The sequence below is a fragment of the Gordonia polyisoprenivorans genome, assembly GCF_017654315.1.
In the GTDB taxonomy this organism is placed as follows: domain Bacteria; phylum Actinomycetota; class Actinomycetes; order Mycobacteriales; family Mycobacteriaceae; genus Gordonia; species Gordonia polyisoprenivorans_A.
Window position 1 is genome coordinate 4,290,482 of record NZ_CP072203.1, and the last position, 24,379, is coordinate 4,314,860.

The 24,379-nt window shown below is 67.3% G+C and carries 21 protein-coding genes and 1 pseudogene; 9 read left to right on the top strand and 13 right to left on the bottom strand.

Annotated elements, in window-relative coordinates; translation table 11 throughout:
• Window positions 1-5: 5 nt before the first annotated feature.
• Window positions 6-1,149 (top strand): annotated as a pseudogene (locus tag J6U32_RS19360) (AAA family ATPase).
• Here J6U32_RS19360 and J6U32_RS19365 read toward each other — a convergent pair.
• Window positions 1,140-2,234: a substrate-binding domain-containing protein gene (locus J6U32_RS19365; RefSeq protein WP_208791735.1), complete on the bottom strand. Its 1,095-nt coding sequence runs from the start codon at window positions 2,232-2,234 to the stop codon at window positions 1,140-1,142. The pseudogene J6U32_RS19360 and the gene J6U32_RS19365 sit on opposite strands and share 10 nt — an antisense overlap.
• A gap of 26 nt (window positions 2,235-2,260) precedes the next feature.
• Between J6U32_RS19365 and J6U32_RS19370 the strand changes: the two genes are divergently transcribed.
• Window positions 2,261-2,719, top strand: coding sequence for a MarR family winged helix-turn-helix transcriptional regulator (locus J6U32_RS19370; RefSeq protein WP_244332166.1), 459 nt, complete (start codon window positions 2,261-2,263; stop codon window positions 2,717-2,719).
• 13 nt (window positions 2,720-2,732) lie between these two features.
• On the opposite strand, the gene hemW is transcribed toward J6U32_RS19370, so the two are convergent.
• The gene (hemW, locus tag J6U32_RS19375) at window positions 2,733-4,046 is read right to left on the bottom strand and encodes a radical SAM family heme chaperone HemW (RefSeq protein ID WP_244333000.1); all 1,314 of its coding nucleotides are present in this window, start codon (window positions 4,044-4,046) and stop codon (window positions 2,733-2,735) included.
• Between the two features lie 304 nt (window positions 4,047-4,350).
• On the opposite strand from hemW, the gene J6U32_RS19380 reads away from it, so the two are divergent.
• Genes J6U32_RS19380 through J6U32_RS19400 form a run of 5 tightly spaced genes read left to right on the top strand, consistent with a single transcriptional unit; the run spans window position 4,351 to window position 9,962 of the window.
• Complete coding sequence (locus J6U32_RS19380; RefSeq protein ID WP_208791737.1) at window positions 4,351-6,174, top strand: nitrite/sulfite reductase; 1,824 nt, start codon at window positions 4,351-4,353, stop codon at window positions 6,172-6,174.
• A complete protein-coding gene (locus J6U32_RS19385; protein WP_208791738.1) occupies window positions 6,171-6,920 on the top strand; it encodes a phosphoadenylyl-sulfate reductase in 750 nt (249 codons plus the stop codon). Before J6U32_RS19380 ends, J6U32_RS19385 begins: the two co-directional genes overlap by 4 nt.
• A complete protein-coding gene (cysD, locus tag J6U32_RS19390; protein WP_244332168.1) occupies window positions 6,917-7,861 on the top strand; it encodes a sulfate adenylyltransferase subunit CysD in 945 nt (314 codons plus the stop codon). Before J6U32_RS19385 ends, cysD begins: the two co-directional genes overlap by 4 nt.
• On the top strand, window positions 7,861-9,225 hold the full coding sequence (locus J6U32_RS19395) for a sulfate adenylyltransferase subunit 1 (RefSeq protein ID WP_208791740.1): 1,365 nt from the start codon (window positions 7,861-7,863) through the stop codon (window positions 9,223-9,225). Before cysD ends, J6U32_RS19395 begins: the two co-directional genes overlap by 1 nt.
• On the top strand, window positions 9,222-9,962 hold the full coding sequence (locus J6U32_RS19400) for a sirohydrochlorin chelatase (protein WP_208791741.1): 741 nt from the start codon (window positions 9,222-9,224) through the stop codon (window positions 9,960-9,962). The genes J6U32_RS19395 and J6U32_RS19400 overlap by 4 nt, the downstream gene beginning before the upstream one ends.
• Before the next feature lie 55 nt (window positions 9,963-10,017).
• On the opposite strand, the gene J6U32_RS19405 is transcribed toward J6U32_RS19400, so the two are convergent.
• The 8 genes from J6U32_RS19405 to lepA all read right to left on the bottom strand — a co-directional run bounded on the left by J6U32_RS19405 (window position 10,018) and on the right by lepA (window position 19,564).
• Window positions 10,018-11,013: a sulfate/molybdate ABC transporter ATP-binding protein gene (locus J6U32_RS19405; protein WP_208791742.1), complete on the bottom strand. Its 996-nt coding sequence runs from the start codon at window positions 11,011-11,013 to the stop codon at window positions 10,018-10,020.
• A gap of 1 nt (window position 11,014) precedes the next feature.
• Window positions 11,015-12,010, bottom strand: coding sequence for a sulfate ABC transporter permease subunit CysW (gene cysW / locus J6U32_RS19410; RefSeq protein ID WP_208791743.1), 996 nt, complete (start codon window positions 12,008-12,010; stop codon window positions 11,015-11,017).
• Window positions 12,007-12,891 carry a sulfate ABC transporter permease subunit CysT gene (cysT, locus tag J6U32_RS19415; RefSeq protein ID WP_208791744.1) on the bottom strand — a complete coding sequence of 295 codons (885 nt, stop codon included), beginning with the start codon at window positions 12,889-12,891 and terminating at the stop codon, window positions 12,007-12,009. The genes cysW and cysT overlap by 4 nt, the downstream gene beginning before the upstream one ends.
• A complete protein-coding gene (locus tag J6U32_RS19420) occupies window positions 12,888-13,940 on the bottom strand; it encodes a sulfate ABC transporter substrate-binding protein (RefSeq protein ID WP_244333002.1) in 1,053 nt (350 codons plus the stop codon). Before J6U32_RS19420 ends, cysT begins: the two co-directional genes overlap by 4 nt.
• 381 nt (window positions 13,941-14,321) lie before the next feature.
• Window positions 14,322-14,522: a hypothetical protein gene (locus J6U32_RS19425; RefSeq protein ID WP_208791745.1), complete on the bottom strand. Its 201-nt coding sequence runs from the start codon at window positions 14,520-14,522 to the stop codon at window positions 14,322-14,324.
• Window positions 14,523-14,656: 134 nt separating this feature from the next.
• Window positions 14,657-15,562: a cation diffusion facilitator family transporter gene (locus tag J6U32_RS19430; protein WP_208791746.1), complete on the bottom strand. Its 906-nt coding sequence runs from the start codon at window positions 15,560-15,562 to the stop codon at window positions 14,657-14,659.
• A 4-nt stretch (window positions 15,563-15,566) separates the two neighbouring features.
• The gene (locus tag J6U32_RS19435) at window positions 15,567-17,642 is read right to left on the bottom strand and encodes a M3 family metallopeptidase (protein WP_425324074.1); all 2,076 of its coding nucleotides are present in this window, start codon (window positions 17,640-17,642) and stop codon (window positions 15,567-15,569) included.
• Window positions 17,639-19,564, bottom strand: coding sequence for a translation elongation factor 4 (lepA, locus tag J6U32_RS19440; RefSeq protein WP_425324075.1), 1,926 nt, complete (start codon window positions 19,562-19,564; stop codon window positions 17,639-17,641). The genes J6U32_RS19435 and lepA overlap by 4 nt, the downstream gene beginning before the upstream one ends.
• A 186-nt stretch (window positions 19,565-19,750) precedes the next feature.
• Here lepA and J6U32_RS19445 point away from each other — a divergent pair, with 186 nt between their 5' ends.
• The gene (locus tag J6U32_RS19445) at window positions 19,751-20,416 is read left to right on the top strand and encodes an alpha/beta hydrolase family protein (RefSeq protein ID WP_208791748.1); all 666 of its coding nucleotides are present in this window, start codon (window positions 19,751-19,753) and stop codon (window positions 20,414-20,416) included.
• Window positions 20,413-20,877, top strand: coding sequence for a type II toxin-antitoxin system PemK/MazF family toxin (locus J6U32_RS19450; RefSeq protein WP_208791749.1), 465 nt, complete (start codon window positions 20,413-20,415; stop codon window positions 20,875-20,877). The genes J6U32_RS19445 and J6U32_RS19450 overlap by 4 nt, the downstream gene beginning before the upstream one ends.
• On the opposite strand, the gene J6U32_RS19455 is transcribed toward J6U32_RS19450, so the two are convergent.
• The 3 genes from J6U32_RS19455 to J6U32_RS19465 are packed head-to-tail and all read right to left on the bottom strand — an operon-like array spanning window position 20,878 to window position 24,328.
• Window positions 20,878-21,726 (bottom strand): transglutaminase family protein, encoded by an 849-nt coding sequence (locus J6U32_RS19455; RefSeq protein ID WP_208791750.1) that lies wholly within the window; start codon window positions 21,724-21,726, stop codon window positions 20,878-20,880. It abuts the gene before it with no gap.
• On the bottom strand, window positions 21,723-22,706 hold the full coding sequence (locus J6U32_RS19460; RefSeq protein WP_208791751.1) for an alpha-E domain-containing protein: 984 nt from the start codon (window positions 22,704-22,706) through the stop codon (window positions 21,723-21,725). The genes J6U32_RS19455 and J6U32_RS19460 overlap by 4 nt, the downstream gene beginning before the upstream one ends.
• Window positions 22,703-24,328: a circularly permuted type 2 ATP-grasp protein gene (locus J6U32_RS19465; protein WP_244333004.1), complete on the bottom strand. Its 1,626-nt coding sequence runs from the start codon at window positions 24,326-24,328 to the stop codon at window positions 22,703-22,705. The genes J6U32_RS19460 and J6U32_RS19465 overlap by 4 nt, the downstream gene beginning before the upstream one ends.
• Between the last annotated feature and the right edge of the window lie 51 nt (window positions 24,329-24,379).

Consider the following 24,379-nt stretch of genomic DNA (forward strand, 5'->3'; position numbering starts at 1 on the left):
GGCCAATGTCGGGCTACCTGGCACGCAAGGTCGACGACCTCAATTCGGGTCAGCAACTCACCCCCGGCCACAACCGGGCCTTCCGGATGGGGAGGGCGTCCTCGCCCGCACAGCTCTCATCGGCGCTGCGCTCGGCGATCATCGGCCAGGACGCAGCCATCGATGCGGTGGTCCGCGCCCTGACCATCGCGGCCGCCGGGATCGGTGACCCACGCCGTCCGATCGCGTCGCTGCTGTTCGTCGGGCCGACCGGTGTCGGCAAGACCGAACTGGCCCGCCGCCTGGCCGCGGAGATCACCGGCGACGCCGACACACTGTGCCGGATCGACATGAACACCCTGGCCCAGGAGCACTACGCCGCCTCCCTGTCCGGGGCACCCCCGGGCTATTCGGGGGCGAAGGAACAGCTCACCCTCTTCGATCGGGAACTGGTGGAGGGCAACATGTCCCGCCCGGGCATCGTCCTGTTCGACGAGGTGGAGAAGGCGCACACGACGGTGCTGCGTTCGTTGCTGCAGATCCTCGATTCGGGAACACTGCGCCTGGCCGACGATCGACTTCCGCAACGCCATCGTCCTACTCACCTCCAACCTCGGCTCCGCCGAGATCGCCGCCCATCATCGGGCCCGGTCACGGGGATGGCGCGCGCGGCTGCCGATGCCGGGCTCCCGCCGGCGCGACGCGGGCTCCGACGCCGTGGACCGAGCCGTCGAGGAGTTTTTCGATCCCGAGCTGTACAACCGGTTCGACGAGATCGTGCGGTTCGATCCCATCGGACCACAGGTCGCCGCAGCGATCCTCGACGTCGAGTTACGCAGACTGACAGCACAATTGGCCGCCCGGCAGATTCAGTGGGAACCCGACGACCCGCTCCGCGCGCATCTCGCCGACATCGGATTCGATTCGGTCTACGGGGCGCGTGACCTGGCGCGCACCCTCCGGATGCACCTGCACGCACCGCTCGCCGAGGCGATCGTCGGCTGGGACCGCGAACCCGGAACCACATTCCGCATGCGCACGTCGGTGGACGCCGGAAAGATCCGCGTCGCAGTCGAACCCGTCGGCACCGAACACCTCAGCACCGAACCCCTCAGCACCGAACCCCTCAGCGGACCGACGAACCCGGCCCCGGCGAACGGTCAGGCGTGATGAATCCGATCGACGACGTCGAGATCGAGCGCACCGGCGCTGGCCAGGTAGATGTCCTGGTCGACGCGGTTGTCGGCCAGACGGAGGGTTCCGCGGGTGGCATCCATGACGAGCCCGTCGGCGGCGGCCTGGACCTGCGAGACCGCCAGCGAACCCGCCTGGTCGGCGAGGGCAGCAAGAAGAGTGATCGCCTCGTAGCAGGACTGACCGATGCTGTTGAGCACCGGCGCCGTGTCCCCGAGGACGCGGTGGTAGCGGCCGGCAAAATCGGCGGTCGCCGCGGTGACCAGCGAGTCGAAATAGCCCGCGGCCGCATACATGTTCGCCGTGGCCGCCGCACCCATGGCGAGTACCTGGTTCTCCTCGAGAATCGGGCTGAAGCGCACCATGGCGGTGTCGAGTCCGTGACGGGCGAAACCGCGGCCGAACCGCACCGCGTCGTCGCCGATCAGCAGAACCAGCACGGCGTCGCAGTCGGCCGTCTCCAGCCATCGCAGGGTCGGCTCGAAATCGCGCGTTCCGAGCGGAACAAAGGTCGAACCGCAGTGGGCCATCCCGGATCCCGCCAGATGCGCGACGGCGTGGCTCGCGAGCTGACGCGGCCAGATGTAGTCGTTGCCGACCACGCACCAGCGTTCGGCACTGCGGTTGCGGCGCAACCAGTCCAATGCCGGCAACACCTGCGACGACGGCGACTCCCCGATCATGAACAGGCCCGGTGTGCGAAACTCACCTTCGTGCAGAGCCGCGTACACGTAGGGCAGCTGACCACCGACGAGGCGCAGGATCTCCTTGCGCACCGCCGAGATGTGCCAGCCGGCGATCGCGTCGATTCGCCCCGTCCGCCACAGCTGCGCCACCTCCTGGGCGACCTGTGCGGGTGCGCGGCCGCCGTCGATGACGACCAGCTCCACGGGCCGGCCGAGAATACCGTCGGCAGAGTGCAATTCGGCGAGGGCGAGTTCCCCGCACGCCTCGCACGACGGCCCGAAGATGCCCGCGATCCCCTGGACCGGAACGACGTAGGCGATCCGCACGGTGCGCCGTGCGGAGTCGGTGCCAACGGCAATGGGGCGGACTGTCATGGGTACCTCGTGCGATGGGTTGTCCGGTGAGTCGCCAGGCTACCCCGGACGCCGGGTCCCGGCGCGACGACCACGGCACCGCCACCGACCCACTGCTGCTGCAACTGCTGCGCGCCGCGCACCGGGTCGAGTCACAGTTGTCGGCCGACCTCGCCGAACTGGGGGTGTCACCCGAACAGTGGCGTCTACTCTCGGTGCTCGCCACCGAGGACGGCCGGACCATGTCGGAGCTGTCACGCCTGGCCGTTCTACCACCGGCGAGCACCACACGCGGGGTCGACCGGCTGGTGACACTGGGCCTGACCTATCGGCGTGCCGATCCGGTCGACCGGCGGCGGGTCGTCGTGCACCTGAGCGCCCGTGGCCGGCGTCGTATCGCTGCCGTCCAACGCGCCGAGGCGGCCGTCGAAAGCGACGTCGCCGACGCACTCGGCGCACGCGGCTACGTCGGCATGATCGAGGCGCTCGGCCGGATCGGGACCTGATCGCCCGACACGCTCAGCCGTCCTCGCCCGCGATCAGGATGTCGCGCACCACGGCATCGGCGAGCAGGCGGCCGCGGTCGGTGAGAACCCACCCATCCCCGGCCGGACGGAGCAGTTCTCGTGCGACGAGTTCCTCGGCGCACGACGCCTCCGCCCCGGTGAGGAGGTCGCGGCGTAAACCGCTGCGGCACCGGGCCGTCAGCATCACCGATTCGACGTGACGGTCCGCGGTGGTGAGCACCTCGTGCGTGGTCACCGGCAGGGTGCCGTCGGCCAGGGTGCTCGCATAACGCGCCGGGTGTTTGACGTTGGACCACCGCACGCCGTGCACATGCGAGTGCGCGCCGGGCCCGATTCCCCACCAGTCGTGGCTATACCAGTAGGCCAGATTGTGACGACATTCCGCGGCAGTCGATCGCGCCCAATTGGACACCTCGTACCACTCGAAACCGTTGCCGCCCAGGCGTTCATCGATTCGCCGGTAGCGGGAGGCGAGCACGTCGTCGTCGGGGGCGGGCAGTTCGCCGCGGCGGACCCGCCGTGCCAGCGCGGTGCCGTCCTCGACGATCAGCGCATACGCCGACACGTGATCGACCGGGGTGGCCAGTACCGCATCGAGGCTCGCGTCGAGATCGGCGTCGGTCTCTCCTGGTGTTCCGTAGATGAGGTCGAGGTTGATGTGGGCGAAGCCGGCGGCGGCCGCCTCGCGGGCCGCGGCGACGGCGCGGCCGGGGGTATGTGTGCGGTCGAGGGTGGCCAGCACGTGTGGGGCCGCGGACTGCATCCCGAGCGAGATCCGGGTGAAGCCCGCCTCGAGCAGCCGCGCGAAGAACTCCGGCGAGGTCGACTCCGGATTGGATTCGGTGGTGATCTCGGCGTCGTCGGTGAGATCGAATCGGCTACGCACGGCATCGAGCAGGCCGGCGAGGCCGTCGCCACCGAGCAACGACGGCGTGCCGCCGCCGACGAAGATCGTCGACACCGAGCGGTCCGGGGTCATCAGGGCCGCGGCGTGGTCGAGCTCGCGGCCCACCGCCTCGAACCACGAATCCGGGGACGCCGACGACCCGAGTTCGCCCGCCGTGTAGGTGTTGAAGTCGCAGTATCCGCACCTCGACGCGCAGAACGGGACGTGCAGGTAGAGCCCCAGCGGAACGCCGGGATCGACGGCCCCGCAGGCGTCGACGACCTCGGCCGGCACGGCGGCGGTGGAAAAGGACGTCACCACCCCATGATGCGCGCCCACCCCGCCCAGCCCCGAATCACCAGCCCCACATCGGGGAATACCCACCGCCGCGTGGGCCTTGCTCTCGGTACGCAACCACATTCGCGACGTCGGGCCAGGCAACGGTGTCGGCATCGCCGCAGGCCACTTTGCCTCACCGTGGTGCAAAGTATTCCCAAGTAGACGCGAGACGGATGGTCGTGGCACTATGGAGCCCGTGAATTTCCCCGGGGTGTGGCTCGCCGCGCGACGCCACGTCGATCTCAAGCGCGTCTGCAGCGCTACCTGTCGTCTCTAGACGACGTTCCGGCCCCGGAGAGTCCCCGCATCTGACGCGGGTATGCCGCCACGTCACAGCCCAGACCGTGCGATCGCCGGTGCTCTGTGCGCCGGTACAGGAGAGTTCATGACGTCAACGACGGACCTCACCGAGGCGGGCAACTCCCCCGTCCCCGAGGAGTCCTCCCCAGCCCCCCGCGCCCGTTCGGCACGCCCCGAGACCGCGACATCCGAGTCCGCGACAGCCGGTACGGCGAAGACCGACACCGGCGAGCGTCCGGCTCGCAAGAAGGCCCGCCCGACCAAGCGGCGCGCCGAAGGGCAGTGGAAGCTCGGTTACCGCGAGCCGCTGAACCCCAACGAGCAGGTCAAGAAGGACGACAACCCGCTCAATGTGCGGGCGCGGATCGAGAACATCTACTCCAAGCAGGGTTTCGAGTCGATCGACAAACAGGATCTCCGTGGCCGCATGCGCTGGTGGGGTCTCTACACCCAGCGCGCCGAGGGTTACGACGGCACCTGGACCGGTGACGAGAACATCGACATCCTCGAGGACAGCCACTTCATGATGCGCATCCGTTGCGATGCCGGCGCCCTCAACGTCGAACAGCTGCGCACCCTCGGCCAGATCTCGACCGAGTTCGCCCGCGACACCGCCGATCTCTCCGACCGGGAGAACGTGCAGTACCACTGGATTCGCATTGAGGATGTCCCCACCATCTGGGAGCGCATCGAGGGCGTCGGGCTCAAGACCACCGAGGCCTGTGGTGACTGCCCGCGCATCATCCTCGGATCGCCGTTGGCCGGAGAGGCCGTCGACGAGGTACTCGATCCGACACCGGCCATCGACGAGATCGTGCGCCGCTACATCGGCGACCCGCAGTACTCGAATCTTCCGCGCAAGTTCAAGACCGCGATCTCCGGACTGCAGGACGTCTCGCACGAGACCAACGACATCGCCTTCATCGGCGTCGAGCATCCCGAACACGGTCCGGGACTCGATCTCTGGGTCGGCGGCGGACTGTCGACGAACCCGATGCTCGCCCAGCGGGTGGGAGCGTGGATCCCGCTCGACGAGGTCCCCGACGTCTGGGAGGGCGTCGTATCGATCTTCCGTGACTACGGCTATCGCCGACTGCGCACCAAGGCACGCCTGAAGTTCCTCATCAAGGACTGGGGCATCGAGAAGTTCCGTCAGGTCCTCGAGGACGAATACCTGCACCGCAAGCTGATCGACGGCCCGGCGCCCACCCCGCTGACCCAGCCGCGCGATCACGTGGGCGTCCAGAAGCTCAAGAACGGACTGAACTCGGTGGGCTTCGCCGCCATCGCGGGCCGGGTGTCGGGCACCAAGCTCACCGCCGTCGCCGAGGCCGCCGAACGCGTCGGCTCCGACCGCATCCGGTTCACCCCGTACCAGAAACTGATCGTGCTCGACGTCCCCGACGACAAGGTCGAGGTGCTCATCGCCGACCTCGCCGAGCAGGGGCTCATCGCCCGCGCGTCGAACTGGCGTCGGAACCTGATGGCGTGCAGCGGGATCGAGTTCTGCAAGCTGTCCTTCGTCGAGACCCGCAAGCGGTCGCAGGTGCTGGTGCCCGAACTCGAGGAGCGTCTGGCCGACATCAACTCCCAACTCGACGTCCCGATCACCGTGAACATCAACGGCTGCCCCAACTCCTGCGCCCGGTCGCAGATCGCCGACATCGGCTTCAAGGGACAGCTCGTCGAGGACGGCGAGGGCGGACAGACCGAGGGATTCCAGGTCCACCTCGGTGGCAGCCTCGGCCAGGACGCCGCATTCGGTCGCAAGCTGCGCCAGCACAAGGTGACCTCCACCGAGCTCGGCGACTACATCGACCGCGTCGTCCGCAACTTCATCGACCAACGCCAGGACGGAGAACGGTTCGCGCAGTGGGCCGTTCGTGCCGACGAGGAGGCACTCCGATGACCATCTCCACCGCACCGACCACCGGGCGGCGCTTCAGCGAGGACGAGCTACGCGCGATCGCCGAGCAGGGTGCCGCCGATCTGGGAACCGAGGCCACCCCCGAGGAACTGTTCGCCTGGACCGCCCGGACCTTCGGCGACAACTTCGTCGTCGCCTCCAACATGCAGGACGCGGCACTGGTCGATCTGGCCGTCAAGCACGTCGACCGTGACCTCCTCGGCGGGGATCCGGTCAAGGTCCTGTTCCTCGACACCGGCTATCACTTCGCCGAGACGATCGGCACCCGCGACGCCGTGGAACAGGTGTACGGCGTCGACATGATCAATCTGACCCCCGAGCACACCGTCGCCGAGCAGGACGAACTGTTGGGGCGCAACCTGTTCGCCCGCGATCCCGGCGAATGCTGCCGCCTGCGCAAGGTGGTGCCGCTCAAGTCGGGTCTGCACGCCTATGACGCCTGGGTGACCGGCATCCGTCGGGTGGAGGCCCCCACCCGCGCCAATGCGCCGCTGATCTCGTTCGACGAGGGCTTCGGGCTGGTGAAGATCAATCCGATCGCCGCATGGTCCGACGAGCAGATGCAGTCCTATATCGACGCTCACGGCGTACTCGTGAATCCTCTTGTCGACGAAGGCTATCCGTCGATCGGCTGCGCCCCGTGCACGGCCAAACCCGAACCCGGATCCGATCCGCGCAGCGGCCGCTGGGCCGGCCGCGCCAAGACAGAATGTGGGCTGCACGCATGACCATCACCGATCCAGTCGCCAGCGCCGACCGCGAGGTGGACAGCAGCGACGACTTCACCACCCTCGACGCCCTCGAGTCCGAGGCGATCCACATCTTCCGTGAGGTCGCAGGCGAATTCGAACGTCCGGTGATCTTGTTCTCCGGCGGCAAGGACTCCACCGTTCTGCTGCATGTGGCCCTCAAGGCGTTCTGGCCTGCGCCGCTTCCGTTCTCGCTGCTGCATGTCGACACCGGGCACAACCTGCCCGAGGTCCTCGAGTTCCGCGACCAGGTGGTGGCCCGCCACGACCTGCGGCTGCATGTGGCCAAGGTCGAGGACTACCTCGCCGACGGTCGGCTCACCGAGCGTCCCGACGGGGTGCGCAACCCGCTGCAGACGATCCCGCTGCTCGACGCGATCACCGAGAACCGCTTCGACGCGGTGTTCGGCGGCGGGCGCCGGGACGAGGAACGTTCACGCGCCAAGGAGCGGATCTTCTCGCTGCGCAACGCCTTCGGCCAGTGGGATCCCAAACGTCAGCGCCCGGAGCTGTGGAACCTGTACAACGGTCGCCACGCCCCCGGCGAGCACGTCCGGGTGTTCCCCCTGTCGAACTGGACCGAGCTCGACGTGTGGCGCTACATCGCCCGCGAGCAGGTGCTGCTGCCGTCGATCTACTACGCCCACGAGCGCGACGTGTTCGAGCGCGACGGCATGTGGATGACCCCCGGCGTCTGGGGTGGGCCGCGCGACGGCGAAGAGCTCCAACGTCTTTCGGTCCGTTACCGCACCGTCGGCGACGGTTCGTCGACCGGTGCGGTGCTGTCCGAGGCCGCCGACAACGAGGCCGTCCTGGCCGAGGTCGCCGCATCGCGACTCACCGAGCGTGGTGCCACCCGCGGTGACGACCGCGTGTCGGAGGCGGCCATGGAAGACCGTAAACGCGAAGGATACTTCTGATGGCCAACAACACTCTCGGACACGTCCCCGACCTGCTGCGCATCGCGACCGCCGGTAGCGTCGACGACGGCAAGTCGACCCTGGTCGGCCGGTTGCTCTATGACACCAAATCGGTGCTCGCCGACCAGATCGACGCGGTCACCCGCGCCTCGGTCGATCGCGGACTGGCCGGGCCGGACCTGTCGCTACTCGTCGACGGCCTGCGCGCCGAGCGCGAGCAGGGCATCACCATCGACGTCGCCTACCGCTACTTCGCCACGCCCGCACGCTCATTCGTGCTCGCCGACACCCCCGGCCACGTGCAGTACACGCGCAACACCGTGTCGGGTGCCTCCACCGCGCAGCTGGTGATGCTGCTCGTCGACGCCCGCAACGGCGTGGTCTCCCAGACCCGTCGGCACGCGGCGGTGATGGCCCTGCTCGGTGTTCCGCAGCTGGTGCTCGCGGTGAACAAGATCGACCTCGTCGAGGATGCGGCCACCGTGTTCGCCGAGATCTCCGACGAATTCCGCTCCCTGACGCGCACCCTGGGCTGGTCCGACGAGCAGGTCACCGCGATCCCGGTGTCGGCGCTGCACGGCGACAACATCGCCACCCGGTCGCAGAACACGCCGTTCTACGACGGCCCGACGCTCATCGAGCATCTCGAGACGGTCCCGAACGGGACCGACGCCGGGAGCGCAGCGAGCGGGTCGAATGTCACCGACGCAGCGAGCGGTTCGGATCGGTCGGAGGTGGGGCTGCGGTTCCCGGTGCAGTACGTGATCCGGCCGCGCACACCGGAATACCCGGATTACCGCGGGTATGCCGGGCAGATCGCCGCCGGGCGGGTCTCCGTCGGTGACGAGGTCGTCGTGTCTCCGTCCGGGGTCCGCACGACCGTCACCCAGATCGACACCGCGGACGGTCAATTGGCGACCGCGCACACCGGTCGCAGTGTCACCCTTCTGCTCGCCGACGACGTCGACATCTCCCGTGGTGACCTCATCGCCTCGGCCGTCGATGCGCCGGAGCCGATCCAGCAGTTCTCCGCGACGGTGTGCTGGCTGGCCGACAAGCCTCTGCGCCCGGGTGCCCGTCTGCTGCTCAAGCACGGCACCAAGACCACCCAGGCCATCGTCGGCACCCTCGACGTGCTGTTCGACGAGCAGAACCTGGCGTTGACCGATGCACCGGACTCGTTGGAGCTCAATCACATCGGCCGCATCACCGTGCAGACCGCCGAGCCGATTCCGGCCGACGACTATCAGGTGAACCGGGAGTCGGGCAGCTTCTTGCTGATCGACCCGCAGGGCGGCAACACGCTGGCTGCCGGGCTGGTCGGTGACGCCCTGGGGTCCCTGCACCTCCAAGAGTTGGTGTGAGCGCGAGTCTTCTGCTCGTCGCGCACGGCAGCCGGGACCCCCGGTTCGCCGACACGGCCCGCCGTGTGCGGCACGCCGTCGCCCGTCGTCTCCCGGGTACGGAGGTGCGCCTGTCGTTCCTCGATCTCGACGAGCCGCTGGTCGCCGACGAGCTGGCGGAACTGCGTGGGCGGGTGGTCGTGGTGCCGCTGTTGCTGGCTCCCGGCTATCACAGCGACATCGATCTGCCCGAGATCGTTGCCGCGACACGGGCGCCCGGCGATGTGGTGATCACCAGTGTGATCGGCACGACCTCATTGTCGGCGGCGTTGGCCGATCGTCTCGAGCAGGCCGGACTCGCCGACTCCGACGGTCTGCTGGTCACGGCCGTCGGTTCGACGAATCCCGCTGCCGCGCTGGTGGTCCGGCGACGTGCCGTCGAGCTGTCGACCCGGCTGCACCGCCCGGTCGATGTGGTCTTCGCGACCCGGCTCGGTACCGGTGAGATCGCCCTGCGCACCGCGATCCGGCGCCTGCGTACCGCCGGGGCCGAGCGCATCGCCCTCAGCCCCTACTTCTTGTCCGCGGGCCTGTTGACCGAGCGCGTCGAGACCGCACTGGACCGGCTCGCCCCGGGCGCGCTGGTCGCCGGTCCGCTCGGCGCCCATCCGGATGTGATCGAGGCGATCGCCGACCGTTATACGACGGCGGTGGCGGGCTCCCCTCTCGACGGTCTGACCGCCGATCACTCACGATGACGGTCCGGTCCCGGAACCCGCTCGACTCCGGAAACCCGCTCCGCCCCGGGACCGCTCAGCTCTCCGAGAGCGCCGCGACCTTGGTGGCCCGCGCGTAGACGGTCTCGCCGGCCACCAGATTCAGAGCGTTCTGATCGCCACGGGTGATCTGCGCGGCGAACTCCTCACCCGAGGCCACCGCCACGAGTTCCACGCGGGTTTCGAATCCCAGATTCACCACCCGCTTCACCGTCGCCTTGAGGACCCCGGTGTCCAGGGTCGGGTCCGCAGACGGCCACGCCATCTCCGGGGTGCGCCCGATCCGGATGTCGTGCGGGCGTACCAGTTCGCCGTTGAGTCGCACGGTCGAACCGAGGAACGATGCGACGAACGGGTTGACCGGTCGGTCGTAGAGATCATCGGGCGCACCGACCTGTTCGATGCGGCCCTTGTTGAGCACGGCGATCCGGTCGGAGACGTCGAGCGCCTCCTGCTGGTCGTGGGTCACCAGCACCGTGGTCACGTGGACCTCTTCGTGCAGACGGCGCAACCACTTTCGCAGGTCTTCGCGCACCTTGGCGTCGAGTGCGCCGAACGGCTCGTCGAGGAGCAGCACCTTGGGATCGACGGCCAGGGCGCGGGCCAGTGCCATGCGCTGGCGCTGGCCGCCGGACAACTGCGCGGGAAAGCGCCGCTGGAACACGGTGAGCCCGACGACCTCGAGCAACTCGTCGACCTTGGCGTCCACCTCGGCCTTGGGCTTCTTGCGGATCTTCAGCCCGAAGGCGATGTTGTCGCGCACGGTGAGGTGTTTGAAGGCCGCGTAGTGCTGGAACACGAATCCGATGTCACGCTTCTGCGGTGACTTCTTGGACACGTCGTTGCCGTTGATAATCACGGTGCCCGAGTCGAGGGTGTCCAGGCCCGCGATCGCGCGCAGCAGTGTCGATTTGCCCGACCCCGACGGGCCGAGCAGCGAGGTCAACTGACCGTCGGGGATGTCGATCGAGACGTCGTCGAGAGCCGCGAAGTCGCCGTAGCGCTTGTTCGCTCCAATCACCGAGATGGACATGTCACACGCCTTTCTCACGGGCAGAGGCATTTCGGGGGGCCGAACCGTGTGGCGCGGCGTCGTGGTGGACATGCTCGGTGACCACCTGATGGGCGTCGATCGACTCCGGGCCGTGCGGCACGGTCAGCTGGGTCTCGACAACCGTGTCCGGCGAGGCCGGGCCGCCGGCACCGGTGCCACTGGCGTCGGCGACACGGGATTTCGCCCGGCGCTCGATCAGCGACATCAGCACCAGCACCACGATCGCGACGAACATCAACAGCGTGGCCGCCGCGTACGCGCCGAACTCGTTGTAGTCATCGGTGTAGCGCGAGTTGACCAACAGCGTCAGCGTCTGGGAGATACCCGGATAGTTCGACGACACCATGGTCACGGCGCCGTACTCGCCGAGCGCGCGGGCCACCGTGAGCACCACACCGTAGGTCAGGCCCCACCGGATGGCGGGCAGGGTGATCCGCCAGAACACCTGCCACGCATTGGCTCCCAGGGTGGCCGCGGCCTCTTCCTGCTCGGTACCGATCTCCCGCAGCACCGGCTCGACCTCGCGCGCGACGAACGGCAGCGTGACGAACAGGGTGGCCAGCACCAATCCCGGGAAACCGAAGATCACCCGGAAGCCGAGACTCTCGACTCCGCCGAACCACCCGCCGTACCCCCACAACAGGATCAGTGCGACGCCGGCGACGACCGGGGACACCGCGAACGGTAGATCCACCACGGCCTGCAGGACGCCCTTGCCCGGGAATCGCCCGCGCGCCAACGCAAGTGCGGTGAGCACACCGAAGACCACGTTCAGCGGCACGACGATCACCACGATCAGCAGGCTCAGCTGCAACGCCGAGATCGCCGCCGGTGTGGTGATCCATTCCCAGAACTGCACGATGCCGTGTTCGAAGGAGCGATAGAAGATGGTGCCGACCGGCACGATCAACAGGATGAACAGATAGATCAGCGCGATCGCGCGCAGCCCGTATCGGGTCAGGGGTGACACTTTCATCGGTCGGCGTCCTCCCGGGTGGACTGCCGCCGGCCCGCGATGCGCAGGATCAGCAGTGTCACGAAGGCGATGAGCAACAGCACCACCGAGATCGCCGCGGCGCTGACCGGCGAATCGATCTCGATCTGTTGCTGGATGTACTGCGAGGCGACCTGGGTGTCGCCGGGGATGTTGCCGCCGATGAGGACCACCGAACCGAATTCCCCGATCGCGCGGGTGAAGGCCAGCCCCGCCCCGGTCAGGATCGACGGCAGCAGTGCCGGCAGCACGATCTTGCGGAACGTCGTCCAGTTGCGCGCACCGAGAACCGCGGCGGCCTCCTCGACGTCGACGTCGAGTTCGAGCAGCACCGGCTGTACCTGTCGCACGACGAACGGCAGTGTGACGAACGTCAGGGCGATCACCAGCGCCGGTTTGGTGGCGTTGAGCTGGATGTCGATCGGACTGTTGGGGCCGTAGAGCGACAGCAGCACCAGGCTGGCCACGATGGTCGGCAGGGCGAACGGCAGATCGATGATCGCGTTGACGAATCCCTTGCCGGGGAACTCATCCCGGACCAACACCCAGGCGATGATGGTCCCGAAGACGACGTTGATCAGCGCCGCGAACACCGAGACGAGCACGGTGATCCACAGGGCGTCGAGTGCGGCGGGCGCGGTGACCGCATCCCAGAACCCGCTCCAGCCGTCGTCGAAGGACTGCACGGTGATCGCCGCCAGCGGCAGCAGCACGATGACACTGAGCCACAGCCAGGCCAGCCCCACGGTGGCCGGGCTGACCCCGGTGAACGTGCGTGCCCGCCCCAGGAATCCGCCGGGCGGCGCGGCGCCGGGCGGCGGCGCGTCCGCTCCGGGTTCGGTCGTCGAGACGTTCGAGGTCACTGTCTGCCCCCTGCGTCGTAGATCTTGGTGATCGCCCCACTGGTCCCGAAGAGCGCCGAGTCGACGGCCTTCCACCCGGTGAGGTCCACGCCGTCGTTCTTCGCGGCGGTCCCGGCACCGAGAACCTTGCCCAGTTCTTTGATCGTCCACAGCTTCTCGATGGCTCCCGGGAACAGGTCGCGGGTCTGCTCGGCGATCGCGGGCGCGACCGGCCGGAAGCCCTGTTGAGCCCAGATCCGTTGTGCCTCATCGGTGAACAGGAATCCGACGAATGCGCGGGCGCCGGCGAGGTCGGAGGTCGTATTGACGATCGCGACCGGGTTCTCGATCTTGAACGTCTGCGGCGGAATGAGGTACTCGACCTGGTTGCGTGGACTCGCGGTGGCGTTGGCCCGGTCGAGCATGATCGCCTCGTTCTCGTAGCTGATCAGCACATCACCCTGCCCCTGCTCGAAGGCCGTGGTGGCCTCGCGACCCGATTTGGGGACCACGCGCACATGGTCACGGACGAGCTGGGCGACGTAGTCGAGGCCGGCCTGGGAGTTGCGGCCACCGTCGCTCATCGCCGCGTACGGCGCGAGCAGATTCCATTTGGCCGATCCCGAGCTACCGGGGTTCGGGGTCACCACCTGCACGCCGGGCTTGAGCAGGTCGTTCCAGTTGTGGATGTTCTTCGGGTTGCCCTTGCGCACCACGAGCGCCACCACCGACCCGAAGGGGGTGCTGTTGTACGGGAATTGGGTCTTCCAGTCCTTGTCCACCAGACCGGCCTTGACCAGCCGGGTGATGTCGGGCTCGACGGAGAGGTTCACGACGTCGGCGGGCACGCGGCGCGCGACCTTGCGGGACTGGTCCCCGGAGGCGCCGTAGGAGGCCGAGAAGCCGATGTCGGCGCCTGCGGGGGTCGCGCGGAAGGCCGGGATGATGTGGTCGAACCCCGATTTCGGCGTTGCGTACGCCACAAGGTCGAGGTGCCGGCTGCCGCTGGAGATGTCGACACCGTCGGGTTCGTCGGTGGAACCGCCGGCGCACCCGGAGATCAGGACCATCGCGAGCGCCAGCAGACACACCAGCACCGGTGCGCTGCGTCGCGTGAGGGCGGCAGCACTGCTGGGCACGCGAGTCCCAGGCACGTTACTCACTGACACGTTCCTCCGTGACTGAGGTCGCCATGACTGGACATGACGGACTGGACATGACGGGCTGGGGCATGAATCGCGCTCGCCGGGCAGCGAAGACGCACCACATCGGTGGGTCTGTACCGTCCGGCGGACCGACTCACGCTAGCAACGCCGACACGGGCGGGCCGCACGTCACACACCGCCTCTTTACACCGTCGGGCGACGATGCTATCGAGTCAGGAGCCAGGCCAGCAGGACCAGAACGATGAGCGCGAGCAACGCCCAGGTCACACGTGAACGAATCACCGACTACAAACCCTTCCTGTCGTCATCGGCGAACCGACGACGATCGATCACCGACATCACGGCGTTTACCAGTGCGTTCAACGCGATGGCCACGACGATCGCGCATGGCACCAACACCACGAGGGTGACCAGGAGCTGCGGAACGAAGGCCAGGCCGGTCAGCCATTCCTCCACCCCGTCCCACCAGGCGAGTAGCCCCTTCACCAGTGATCACCTCATCCGCCGCCGGTCGTCCCGGGGTTTTGATCAGCGTGATTCGAACTCTCGGATCGTGCGATCCGGACTCGCTCGGCGCCGGCCCCGGGCCGGACGCCATCATATGCCCCGACCCGACCCACTCAGTCCGGCGCGTCCAGCCGCCAGGGTTCGTAGGCGCGCGGGTCGTCGATCGGCTCCAGGTGAATCGTCACCCGGAGGTGGTCGAGAGTCGCGTGCAACTCGTCCTCCACGGCCTCGACGAGATCGTGGGCGCGATCGATCGTCCACTCCCCCGGCACGAGCATGTGGAGCTGGACGAAGCGCTCGTGCCCGGCCTCTCGAGTGCGGATGTCGTGGAAATCGACCTTCTCCGAACGGAATCGGTCCAGGACGCCGGAGATCTTCACCAGGTCGGCGGCCGGCAGCGCCGCATCGAGCAAACCGTCACCGGATCGCCACACCAGGCGACCACCGACGAACACGATGTTGATCGCGACCAGGATCGCCACGATCGAATCCAGCGGTTGCCATCCGGTCACCATGACCAGGAACACACCGACGACCACCCCGACCGTCGTCCACACGTCGGTCAGCAGATGTTTGCCGTCGGCCTCCAGCGTCATCGATCGGTACCGTTTGCCCGCCCGCAGCAACAGCACCGCCACGGCACCGTTGAGGACCGTGGCGACCACCGAGATCACCAGGCCCAGCCCCACCGAGTCGAGTTCGGCCGGGTGCGCGAGTCGCTCGGCGGCCGCGACCACGATCGCCACGGCGGCCGCGATGATGAGCACACCCTCGAACACCGCCGAGAAGTACTCGGCCTTGGAATGGCCGAAGTTGTGCTCCGCATCGGCCGGACGCGCCACGACCCGTAGCGCGAGGAATGCCGCGACCGCCGCCGCCAGATTGACCAGCGACTCCAGGGCATCCGACAGCAGTCCGACCGACCCGCTGACCCGCCAGGCGAGCAGCTTCATGATGATCACCACGATCGCGGTGACGATACTGAGCAGCGCGTAGCGCGTCAGATCCCCGCGCGCCATGGGTTCACGCGTCCTCGGTGACCAACCCGCGCCGTCGCATCAGCGGCCCGATCTCGGGCTTGTGCCCGATCAACTTCTCATGCGACACAAGCGGATCCACACTGTTGCCGCGAGACAGCGTCGACGCGGCAAAGCGGGTGCCGTTCTCCCGACGTAAACCACCCTCGGCGAGGAACCAGCGTTCGGTCTCGGCGTCGAGCACCTCCGACCAGATGTAGGAGTAATAGCCGGCCGAGTAACCACCGCCGAAGATGTGATTGAAGTAGGCGCTGCGGTAGCGGGGTGGGATCAGGTCGGTTCCGATACCCGCCGCACGCAATGCATCGGTCTCGAATGCCTCGACGTCGGTGACCGCCTCGGCGTCGGCGACCGACAGTCGGTGCCAGGCCAGATCGAGCGCCGATGCGGCGAGATACTCGATGGTGCCGTGGGCGGTGTCGGCGCCGGCGTTGGCCCGTGCGGCGTCGGCGAGTTCGGCGGGGATCGGCTCCCCCGTCTCGTGGTGGCGCGCATAGTGGGCGAGGACGTCGGGGTGCAGCGCCCACATCTCGTTGACCTGTGAGGGGAATTCGACGAAGTCCCGCGGCACCGACGTCCCCGACTGCGACGGGTATGCGACGGCCGAGAGCAGGCCGTGCAGGGCGTGGCCGAACTCGTGGAACAGCGTGGTCAGCTGATCGACGCTCAGCAGAGCGGGTTGTCCCGCATCGGGTTTGGGGATGTTCAGCACATTGACGATGACCGGTTGGGTCGCGAGCAGAGACGACTGATCGACGATGTTGTTCATCCACGCCCCGCCCCGCTTGGACGGCCGCGCGAAAAAGTCGCCCAGGAACAGCCCGATGCTGCCGCCGGACTCGTCGAAGACCTCCCAGATGCGCACATCGGGGTGGTAGGCGCGCAGATCCGGGCGCTCGGTGAAGCTCAATCCGTAGAGGACGCCGGCCGCATAGAACACGCCGCGCGTGATCACGGTGTCGAGTTCGCAATAGTCGGCGAACGCGTCGAGGTCCACCTCGGATCGTGAACGACGTTGCCGCGCAAGCCAATAGGTGAGATCTGCGGCACCGATCCGGACGGCCGGGTCGGTGCTGCGTGCGTACTCGGTCAGCGCGGCGATCTCCCGCTCGCCCGCAGCCGTCGCCGAGCCGATCAACTCGGTCAGCAACTGCTCCACGGCTGCGGCATCGGGCGCGGTCTGCTCGGCCATCACGTAGTCGGCGTGATCGCGATAGCCGAGCAGTTGTGCGCGCCGGGCCCGCAGCACGACGATCTCGCGCAGCAACACCCGTGTGTCGAAATCGTTGTCGCGCGCGCAGCGGGAGATCGAGGCGTCGAAGACCCGCCGGCGGGTCTGCGCGTCGGACAGTTCGGTCAGCACCGACTGACTCGTGGGCAGTTCCAGGCTGATCAGGTAGCCGGACTCGTGACCGGCCTCGGCCGCGGCACGCCGCGCCGAGGCGATCTGGCCGGCACCGAGTCCGTCGAGCTCGGCGACATCGTCGACGAGCAGCGCCGAGGCGTTGGTGTCATCGAGGATCTTCTGCGAGAACGTGGTCGTCAGAAACGCCAGGCGCGAAGAGATCTCACGCATCTGGGCCTGCCCGGACGCATCGAGGCCCGCACCCGCGCGCACGGCATCGCGGTAGCTCTTGTCGAGGAGGCGGCGTTGCGGCTCGGTGAGCCCGAGCTCGTCGGCGCGACCGTGCAGCTCCGAGATCCGGGCGAACAGCGCCGGGTTCATCGCGATGGTGTTCGCGTGATCGGTCAGCCGCGTGGACAACTCCTGGGAGATCTCGTTGCGCCGCGGATTGGTGTCAGGGCCGACGAGGTTGAAGAAGACGCCCGCCGCACGGGCCAGATCGCGGCCCGACAACTCGAGCGCCTCAACGGTGTTGGCGAAGGTCGGCGGTTGCGGGTTGTCGGCGATCGCGGCGACCTCGTCGAGGTGGGTGCCCATGGCCTCGGTGAAGGCGGGCAAGAAATCCTCGTCGGAGATCGACGCGAAGTCCGGCAGTCCGTGCGGTAGATCACCCACTGCGAGAACGGGATTCATACTCGGTCCACCGGCGGTCATCATTTCCCCTTCGGCTTGTCGCCCTGCGAATCGGTGGACAGTGCCGCCACGAACGCCTCCTGCGGCACGTCGACCCGCCCGATGGTCTTCATGCGCTTCTTGCCTTCTTTCTGCTTCTCGAGCAGTTTGCGTTTACGGCTGATGTCACCGCCGTAGCATTTGGCCAGCACGTCCTTGCGGATCGCTCGAATGTTCTCGCGCGCAATGATCTTCGACCCGATGGCGGCCTGGATCGGCACCTCGTACTGCTGGCGCGGGATGAGTTCTTTGAGCTTGATCGCCATCTTGTTGCCGTAGGTGTAGGCGGCGTCGCGGTGCACGATCGCACTGAAGGCGTCGACCGCCTCGCCCTGCAACAAGATGTCCACCTTGACCAGATCGGCCTCCTGCTCACCGGCCTCCTCGTAATCGAGACTGGCATATCCGCGGGTCCGGGATTTCAGCGAATCGAAGAAGTCGAAGATGATCTCGGCCATCGGCATGGTGTAGCGCATCTCCACCCGGGTCTCCGAGAGGTAGTCCATGCCACCGAGTTCGCCGCGCCGCGACTGGCACAACTCCATGATGGCGCCGATGAACTCGCTCGGCGCGATGATCGTGGTCTTGACGATGGGCTCGAAGATGTTGCGTGCCTTGCCTTCCGGCCAGTCCGATGGGTTGGTGACGATGTGCTCGGCGCCGTCTTCCATCACCACCCGGTAGACCACGTTGGGCGCCGTGGAGATCAGGTCGAGATCGAATTCGCGCTCGAGTCGCTCACGGGTGATCTCCATGTGCAGCAGACCGAGGAACCCGCAGCGGAACCCGAATCCGAGGGCCACCGAGGTCTCCGGGTCGTAGGTGAGTGCGGCGTCGTTGAGCTGCAGCTTGTCCAGCGCATCGCGCAGCACCGGATAGTCCGATCCGTCCACCGGATACAGGCCGGAGTAGACCATCGGGCGGGGCTCGCGATATCCGGTGAGCGGCTCACTCGCGCCGTGCCGGGCCGTGGTCACAGTGTCGCCGACCTTGGACTGCCGCACATCCTTCACGCCGGTGATCAGATACCCGACCTCGCCGACGCCGAGCCCCTTGGACGGCTTGGGCTCGGGCGAGACGATGCCGACCTCGAGCAGTTCATGGGTGGCGCCGGTGGACATCATCGCGATCTTCTCGCGCGGCACGATCGCGCCGTCGACCACACGCACGTAGGTGACCACGCCCCGATAGGTGTCGTAGACGGAGTCGAAGATCATCGCGCGCGCCGGTGCGTCCGGGTCACCCTGCGGCGCCGGTACCTGGCGGATCACCTCGTCGAGCAGCGCGGGCACACCCGCACCGGTCTTACCCGAGACCCGCAGCACCTCGTCGGCCTCGCACCCGATGATGTGGGCGATCTCCGCGGCATAGCGATCGGGATCGGCCGCGGGCAGGTCGATCTTGTTGAGCACCGGGATGATGGTCAGATCGTTGTCCATCGCGAGGTAGAGATTGGCCAGGGTCTGCGCCTCGATGCCCTGCGCGGCATCGACCAGCAAGACGGCACCCTCACAGGCCTCGAGCGCGCGGGACACCTCGTAGGTGAAGTCGACGTGGCCGGGGGTGTCGATGAGGTGCAGCACGTACCTCTCGTCGGTGCCGTCCGCGCCGGTCACCGTCCACGGCAGCCGCACGTTCTGCGCCTTGATCGTGATGCCGCGTTCGCGCTCGATGTCCATCCGGTCGAGGTACTGCGCCCGCATGTCCCGATCGGAGACCACGCCGGTGAGTTGCAGCATGCGATCGGCGAGGGTGGACTTCCCGTGGTCGATGTGCGCGATGATGCAGAAGTTCCTGATCTGCGCGGGATCGGTGAACGTGGTGTCGGCGAAGGTGGGAATCGGACTACTCCTCGGTGGTAACACGGTGCTGCGTCGTACCAGTTTCTCATGACCTCGCTTGGTCACGACCTCGGTGCGGCCCCGACCCGATCACCCCACAACCCCCGACAGCGCCCTCCCCACCCCCCACAGCGCCCTTGTATCCGCCGACAGCGCCCTCCCCACCCTCGACAGCGCTCTTGTATCCGCCGACAGCGCCCTCCCCACCCCTCGACAGCGCTCGGCGCGCGCCGCCCGCGATACCGTGTCGCTGTGGCGGAGAACACCGGAACCGAACCGTACGACGAGGGCTCGGTCGTCGCGACCATCCATCATCCCCAGCAGACACCGCGGGCGACCGTCGTCCTGGCACACGGCGCCGGGGGCAACCGGGACACCGCGATCCTGCTCGCCTACGCGAGCGAACTCTCCGGCCGCGGATTTGCCGTGGCCCGGATCGACCTGCCCTACCGTCAGCGCCGCCCCAAGGGGCCGCCGAGTCCGTCGACCGCGGCCGCCGACCGTGATGGTGTGCGCGCCGCCTGCGCGGCCTTTCGGTCGTTGTCGACGGGCCCGCTGATCGTCGGCGGCCACTCCTACGGCGGACGACAGGCCTCAATGGTGCTGGCCGAGGACGGCGCCGAGGCCGCCGACGGCCTGATGTTGAGCTCCTACCCGTTGCACCCGCCGGGCAAACCCGAGAAGTCCCGCACCGAACATCTGCCCTCGATCACCGTCCCGACGCTCGTCGTCCACGGCAGCACCGACCCGTTCGCCACGACCGACGAGATCGAGGCGGCGATCGACCTGATCCCCGCCCCGACCCGGCTGGTGGAGATCGCCAAGGCAGGCCACAACCTCGATCCGACGAAGAAACCGACCGCTCCCCTCGCCGCCGACGCGGTCGAGCACTTCCTGCTCGGGGAGATCGGCGCATGATGGGAGATCGGCGCATGAACGGCCACGCGATGCGCCCCACCACCGAGGTGGCCCGCGCCATCAGCTACTCCCCCGACCTCGACGGGGATGCCGATCCCGGTGAGATCGTCTGGACCTGGGTCGAATTCGAGGAGGATCCGTCACAGGGCAAGGATCGCCCGGTGCTCGTCGTCGGCCGCGACCCGGCCGAGGACCCCGCGGGTGAGGCCGGCTCCACCGACGTCATGTCGGAACTGGTCCTCGCACTCATGTTGTCCAGCAAGGACCATCACCGTGACGACGACAACTGGCTCTCGATCGGGGCGGGCGGCTGGGACTCCGACCATCGCGAGAGCTTCATCCGTCTCGACCGCGTTCTCGTCGTCGACGCCGACGGCATCCGACGCGAGGGCGCGATCCTGGACCGAGCCCGATTCGACAGGGTCGCAACGGAACTGCGTGATCGGTTCGGCTGGCGGTGATCACGCCAGCCGCGTGATCTCCACGACGACATCGAGGTCGGTGGCCTGACCACCGGTGTAGATGCCCTTGAGCGGCGAGACGTCGGAGTAGTCGCGGCCGACGCCGACCGAGACGTGCTGTTCGGTGATCTCGGTGAAGTTGGTCGGGTCGAAGCCCCACCACCCACCGGTCCAGGCCTCGATCCACGCGTGACTCTGACCTTCAACCGTCTTGTCCACGGCCGCATTGGGTTTCGGATGCAGATACCCCGACACATAGCGAGACGGGATCCCCAGGCCGCGCAACATCAGCAGGGTCAGGTGGGCGTAGTCCTGGCACACGCCCTTGCGTTCGTTCCACGCGTCGACCGCGGTGGTGTGCACACCGGTGGTTCCCGGGACGTATTGCATCTCGTCGTAGACGTAGCGGCATACCGCCTCGACGGCCTCTTCGGGATCGAGGCCCTTGGTCAGCCTCTTGGCGGTCGCCACCAGACTGCGGTTGCGGGGCACGTACGGCGTGTTCGAGAGCGCCTCGTCGTAGCGGTCCTCGACCTCCTCGTTACGGATGCCGTCCCAATCGCGTTTGCGGTCGTCCTCCGGCCGTTCGCCGGGTTCGGTCTCCACCACCGACATCCCCGAGACCTCGAGTTCCTCATGGGGCGCATGGAGATCGAAGGCGGTGACCGCGGTCCCCCAGTAGTCGGTGTAACGGTACGAGCGAGTCGCCGGAACGGTCTCCACACGATTGACGATGACGTTCTGCCTGCTGTCGCTGCGCGGTGTCAGCCGGGCCTCGTTGTAGGACGAGGTGACCGGGCTCTGGTAGGCGAAGCCCGTCGAATGCACGACCCTCAGTCGCCAGCTCACAGTTCACTCTCCTCGATGACATGCTCCTCACCGTCGCTGACGCGGGCATCGGCCCACGACACGTACGGCGACACATGGAAGTACTGGGCGGTGACCGCCTCGTTGACCGCGCGACAGGTGTCCTGCAGATCGAGTAGCCGCTCCTGCAACCCGTCGAGCAGATCGCCCGGCTCCAGGAATTCCAGCGAACTGCGGGCGCGCCCGAGTAGGAGCAGCGCCTCGGCCTGGGCGCCGGTCCGGCTCGGGCCCTTCTCCAGATCGGCCAGATTGTGTTCGGCAACGCTGAGTGCGTGGAACACCGATCGCGGGAAAAGCCGGTCCAGCAACATGAATTCGACGATGTTCTCGGCGTTGATGACGCCGCGGTAGGTGCGCAGGAAGGTGTCGTGTGCGCCCGCCGACACCAGCACGTTGACCCACGCGGGCGACCCGGCTCGGTCCCCGGCTCGGGCGAGAAGCATGCGGATGGTCATGTCGACCCGCTCCACCGAGCGGCCCAACAGCAGGTAGCGGTAACCGTCGTCGTGGCTGAGCGTGGCGTCGGCGAGTCCGGCGAACATCGCGGCGCGATTCTTCACATACGACAAGAACTCGTGAGGGCCCAGGCGGCGTGATCGACGCTCGGCATCGGCCAGACCGTTGTAGGTGGTGTTGAGGCACTCCCACATCTCACTGGAGGTGACTTCGCGTGCGCCCCTGGCATTCTCGCGGGCCGAACGGATGAGGTCGACGATCGATCCGGTCGACTCCTTGGCGTAGGCGACGCGTTCGGTCAGCGACCAGACATCGAGTTCGGTTCCACTCGGGGGTGCGTCGAGTCCCAGGACCTGGATGACCAGCCGCACCGACGAGTCGACGTCGGCGGTGGCGTCCTCGAGCAACTGGTGGATCGCGACGTCGAGCAGGCGTGCCATGTCGTCGGCGCGCTCGACGTAACGACCGATCCAGTAGAGGGATTCGGCGTTGCGGGCCAACATCATCGGGCATCACCGTCCTGGGTCGGCACCGATCGAGACGACTGCTTCTGGGTCATCTGCGTCTGGGTCATCGACCCCAGTGTGTGCGTCTGTGCCGAGTGCGTGCCGACACTCTGCTGCTGCTGTTGCTGTTGGGTCTGCGCCACCAACGGATCCGGCGCGCTCTCGGCCGGTCGGGCCGCGGCGACACCGCTCTTGGTGACGACCTTGGCGCCGGCGAGCTCGCGCTCACCCTCGGAGCTGCGGGTTGCGAGCACCCAGGTGTCCTTCGATCCGCCGCCCTGGCTGGAGTTGACGACCAGCGATCCCTCCGGCAATGCCACCCGGGTCAGCCCGCCGGGCAGCACCCACACCGATTCGCCGTCGTTGACCGCGAACGGACGCAGGTCGACGTGACGCGGGCTGAGGTTGTCTCCGGCCTTGGTCGGCACGGTCGACAACTGCACCACCGGCTGTGCGATCCATCCGCGCGGATCGTTGCGCACCTTACGGGCCAATGTGTCGAGTTCGGCCCGGGTCGCGTCGGGACCGAAGACGATTCCGTAACCACCCGATCCCTCAACGGGTTTCACCACCAGCTCGTCGATGCGATCGAGGACCTCCTCGCATTCCTCGGGAAGCCAGCACCGCAGCGTGTCGACATTGGCGATGATCGGTTTCTCGCCGAGGTAGTAGTCGATGATCTCCGGCACGTAGGTGTAGATCAACTTGTCGTCACCGACGCCGTTGCCCACCGCCGACGAGATCACCACGTTGCCCGCGCGCGCCGCGTTGAGCAGACCGGCAACGCCGAGCATCGAATCCGGCCGGAACTGCATCGGATCGAGGAAGTCGTCGTCGATGCGCCGGTAGATGACGTCGACACGCTGCTCGCCCTCGGTGGTGCGCATGTAGACGACGTTGTCGCGGCAGAACAGGTCACGGCCCTCGACGAGTTCGACGCCCATGAGCCGCGCGAGCAGCGAGTGCTCGAAGTAGGCCGAGTTGGCCACGCCCGGGGTGAGTACCACGATGTTCGGGTCGGCCTCATTGAAGGCCGCCGAGGCCCGCAGCGCCCGCAGCAGATGGCTCGGATAGTCGGCGACCGCGCGGACCTTGTGCGAGGAGAACAGATCCGGGAACACGCGCGCCATGGTGCGCCGGTTCTCCATCACGTACGACACACCCGACGGTGACCGCAGATTGTCCTCGAGTACCCGGAAATCGCCGTTGGCGTCGCGAATCAGGTCGATTCCGGCGACGTGGATCCGGACGCCGTTGGGCGGCCGGATGTTTGCGGCCTGCCGATGGAAGTGCTCACAGGAATGCACCAGCCGTTTGGGCAGAACCCCGTCGCGCAGGATCTCCTGCTCGCCGTAGACGTCGTCGAGAAACAACTCGAGCGCCTGTACGCGCTGGGTGATACCGGCTTCGAGCTTGGACCATTCCGACGCCGAAATCACCCGCGGCACAACGTCCAACGGGAACGGTCGTTCCTTGCCCGAGAGGGAGAAGGTGATGCCCTGGTCGATGAAGGCGCGGCCGAGCGCGTCGATACGGCCCTCGATGTCGGCGCGCTCGGATTCGGCCATGACCTTGAAGATCCCGCGGTAGGCCGACCGGACCTCACCCTGGTGGTCGAACATCTCGTCGTAGGCCCGGCCGAACGACTTGGCCACCTCATAGTCCGCGAAAAT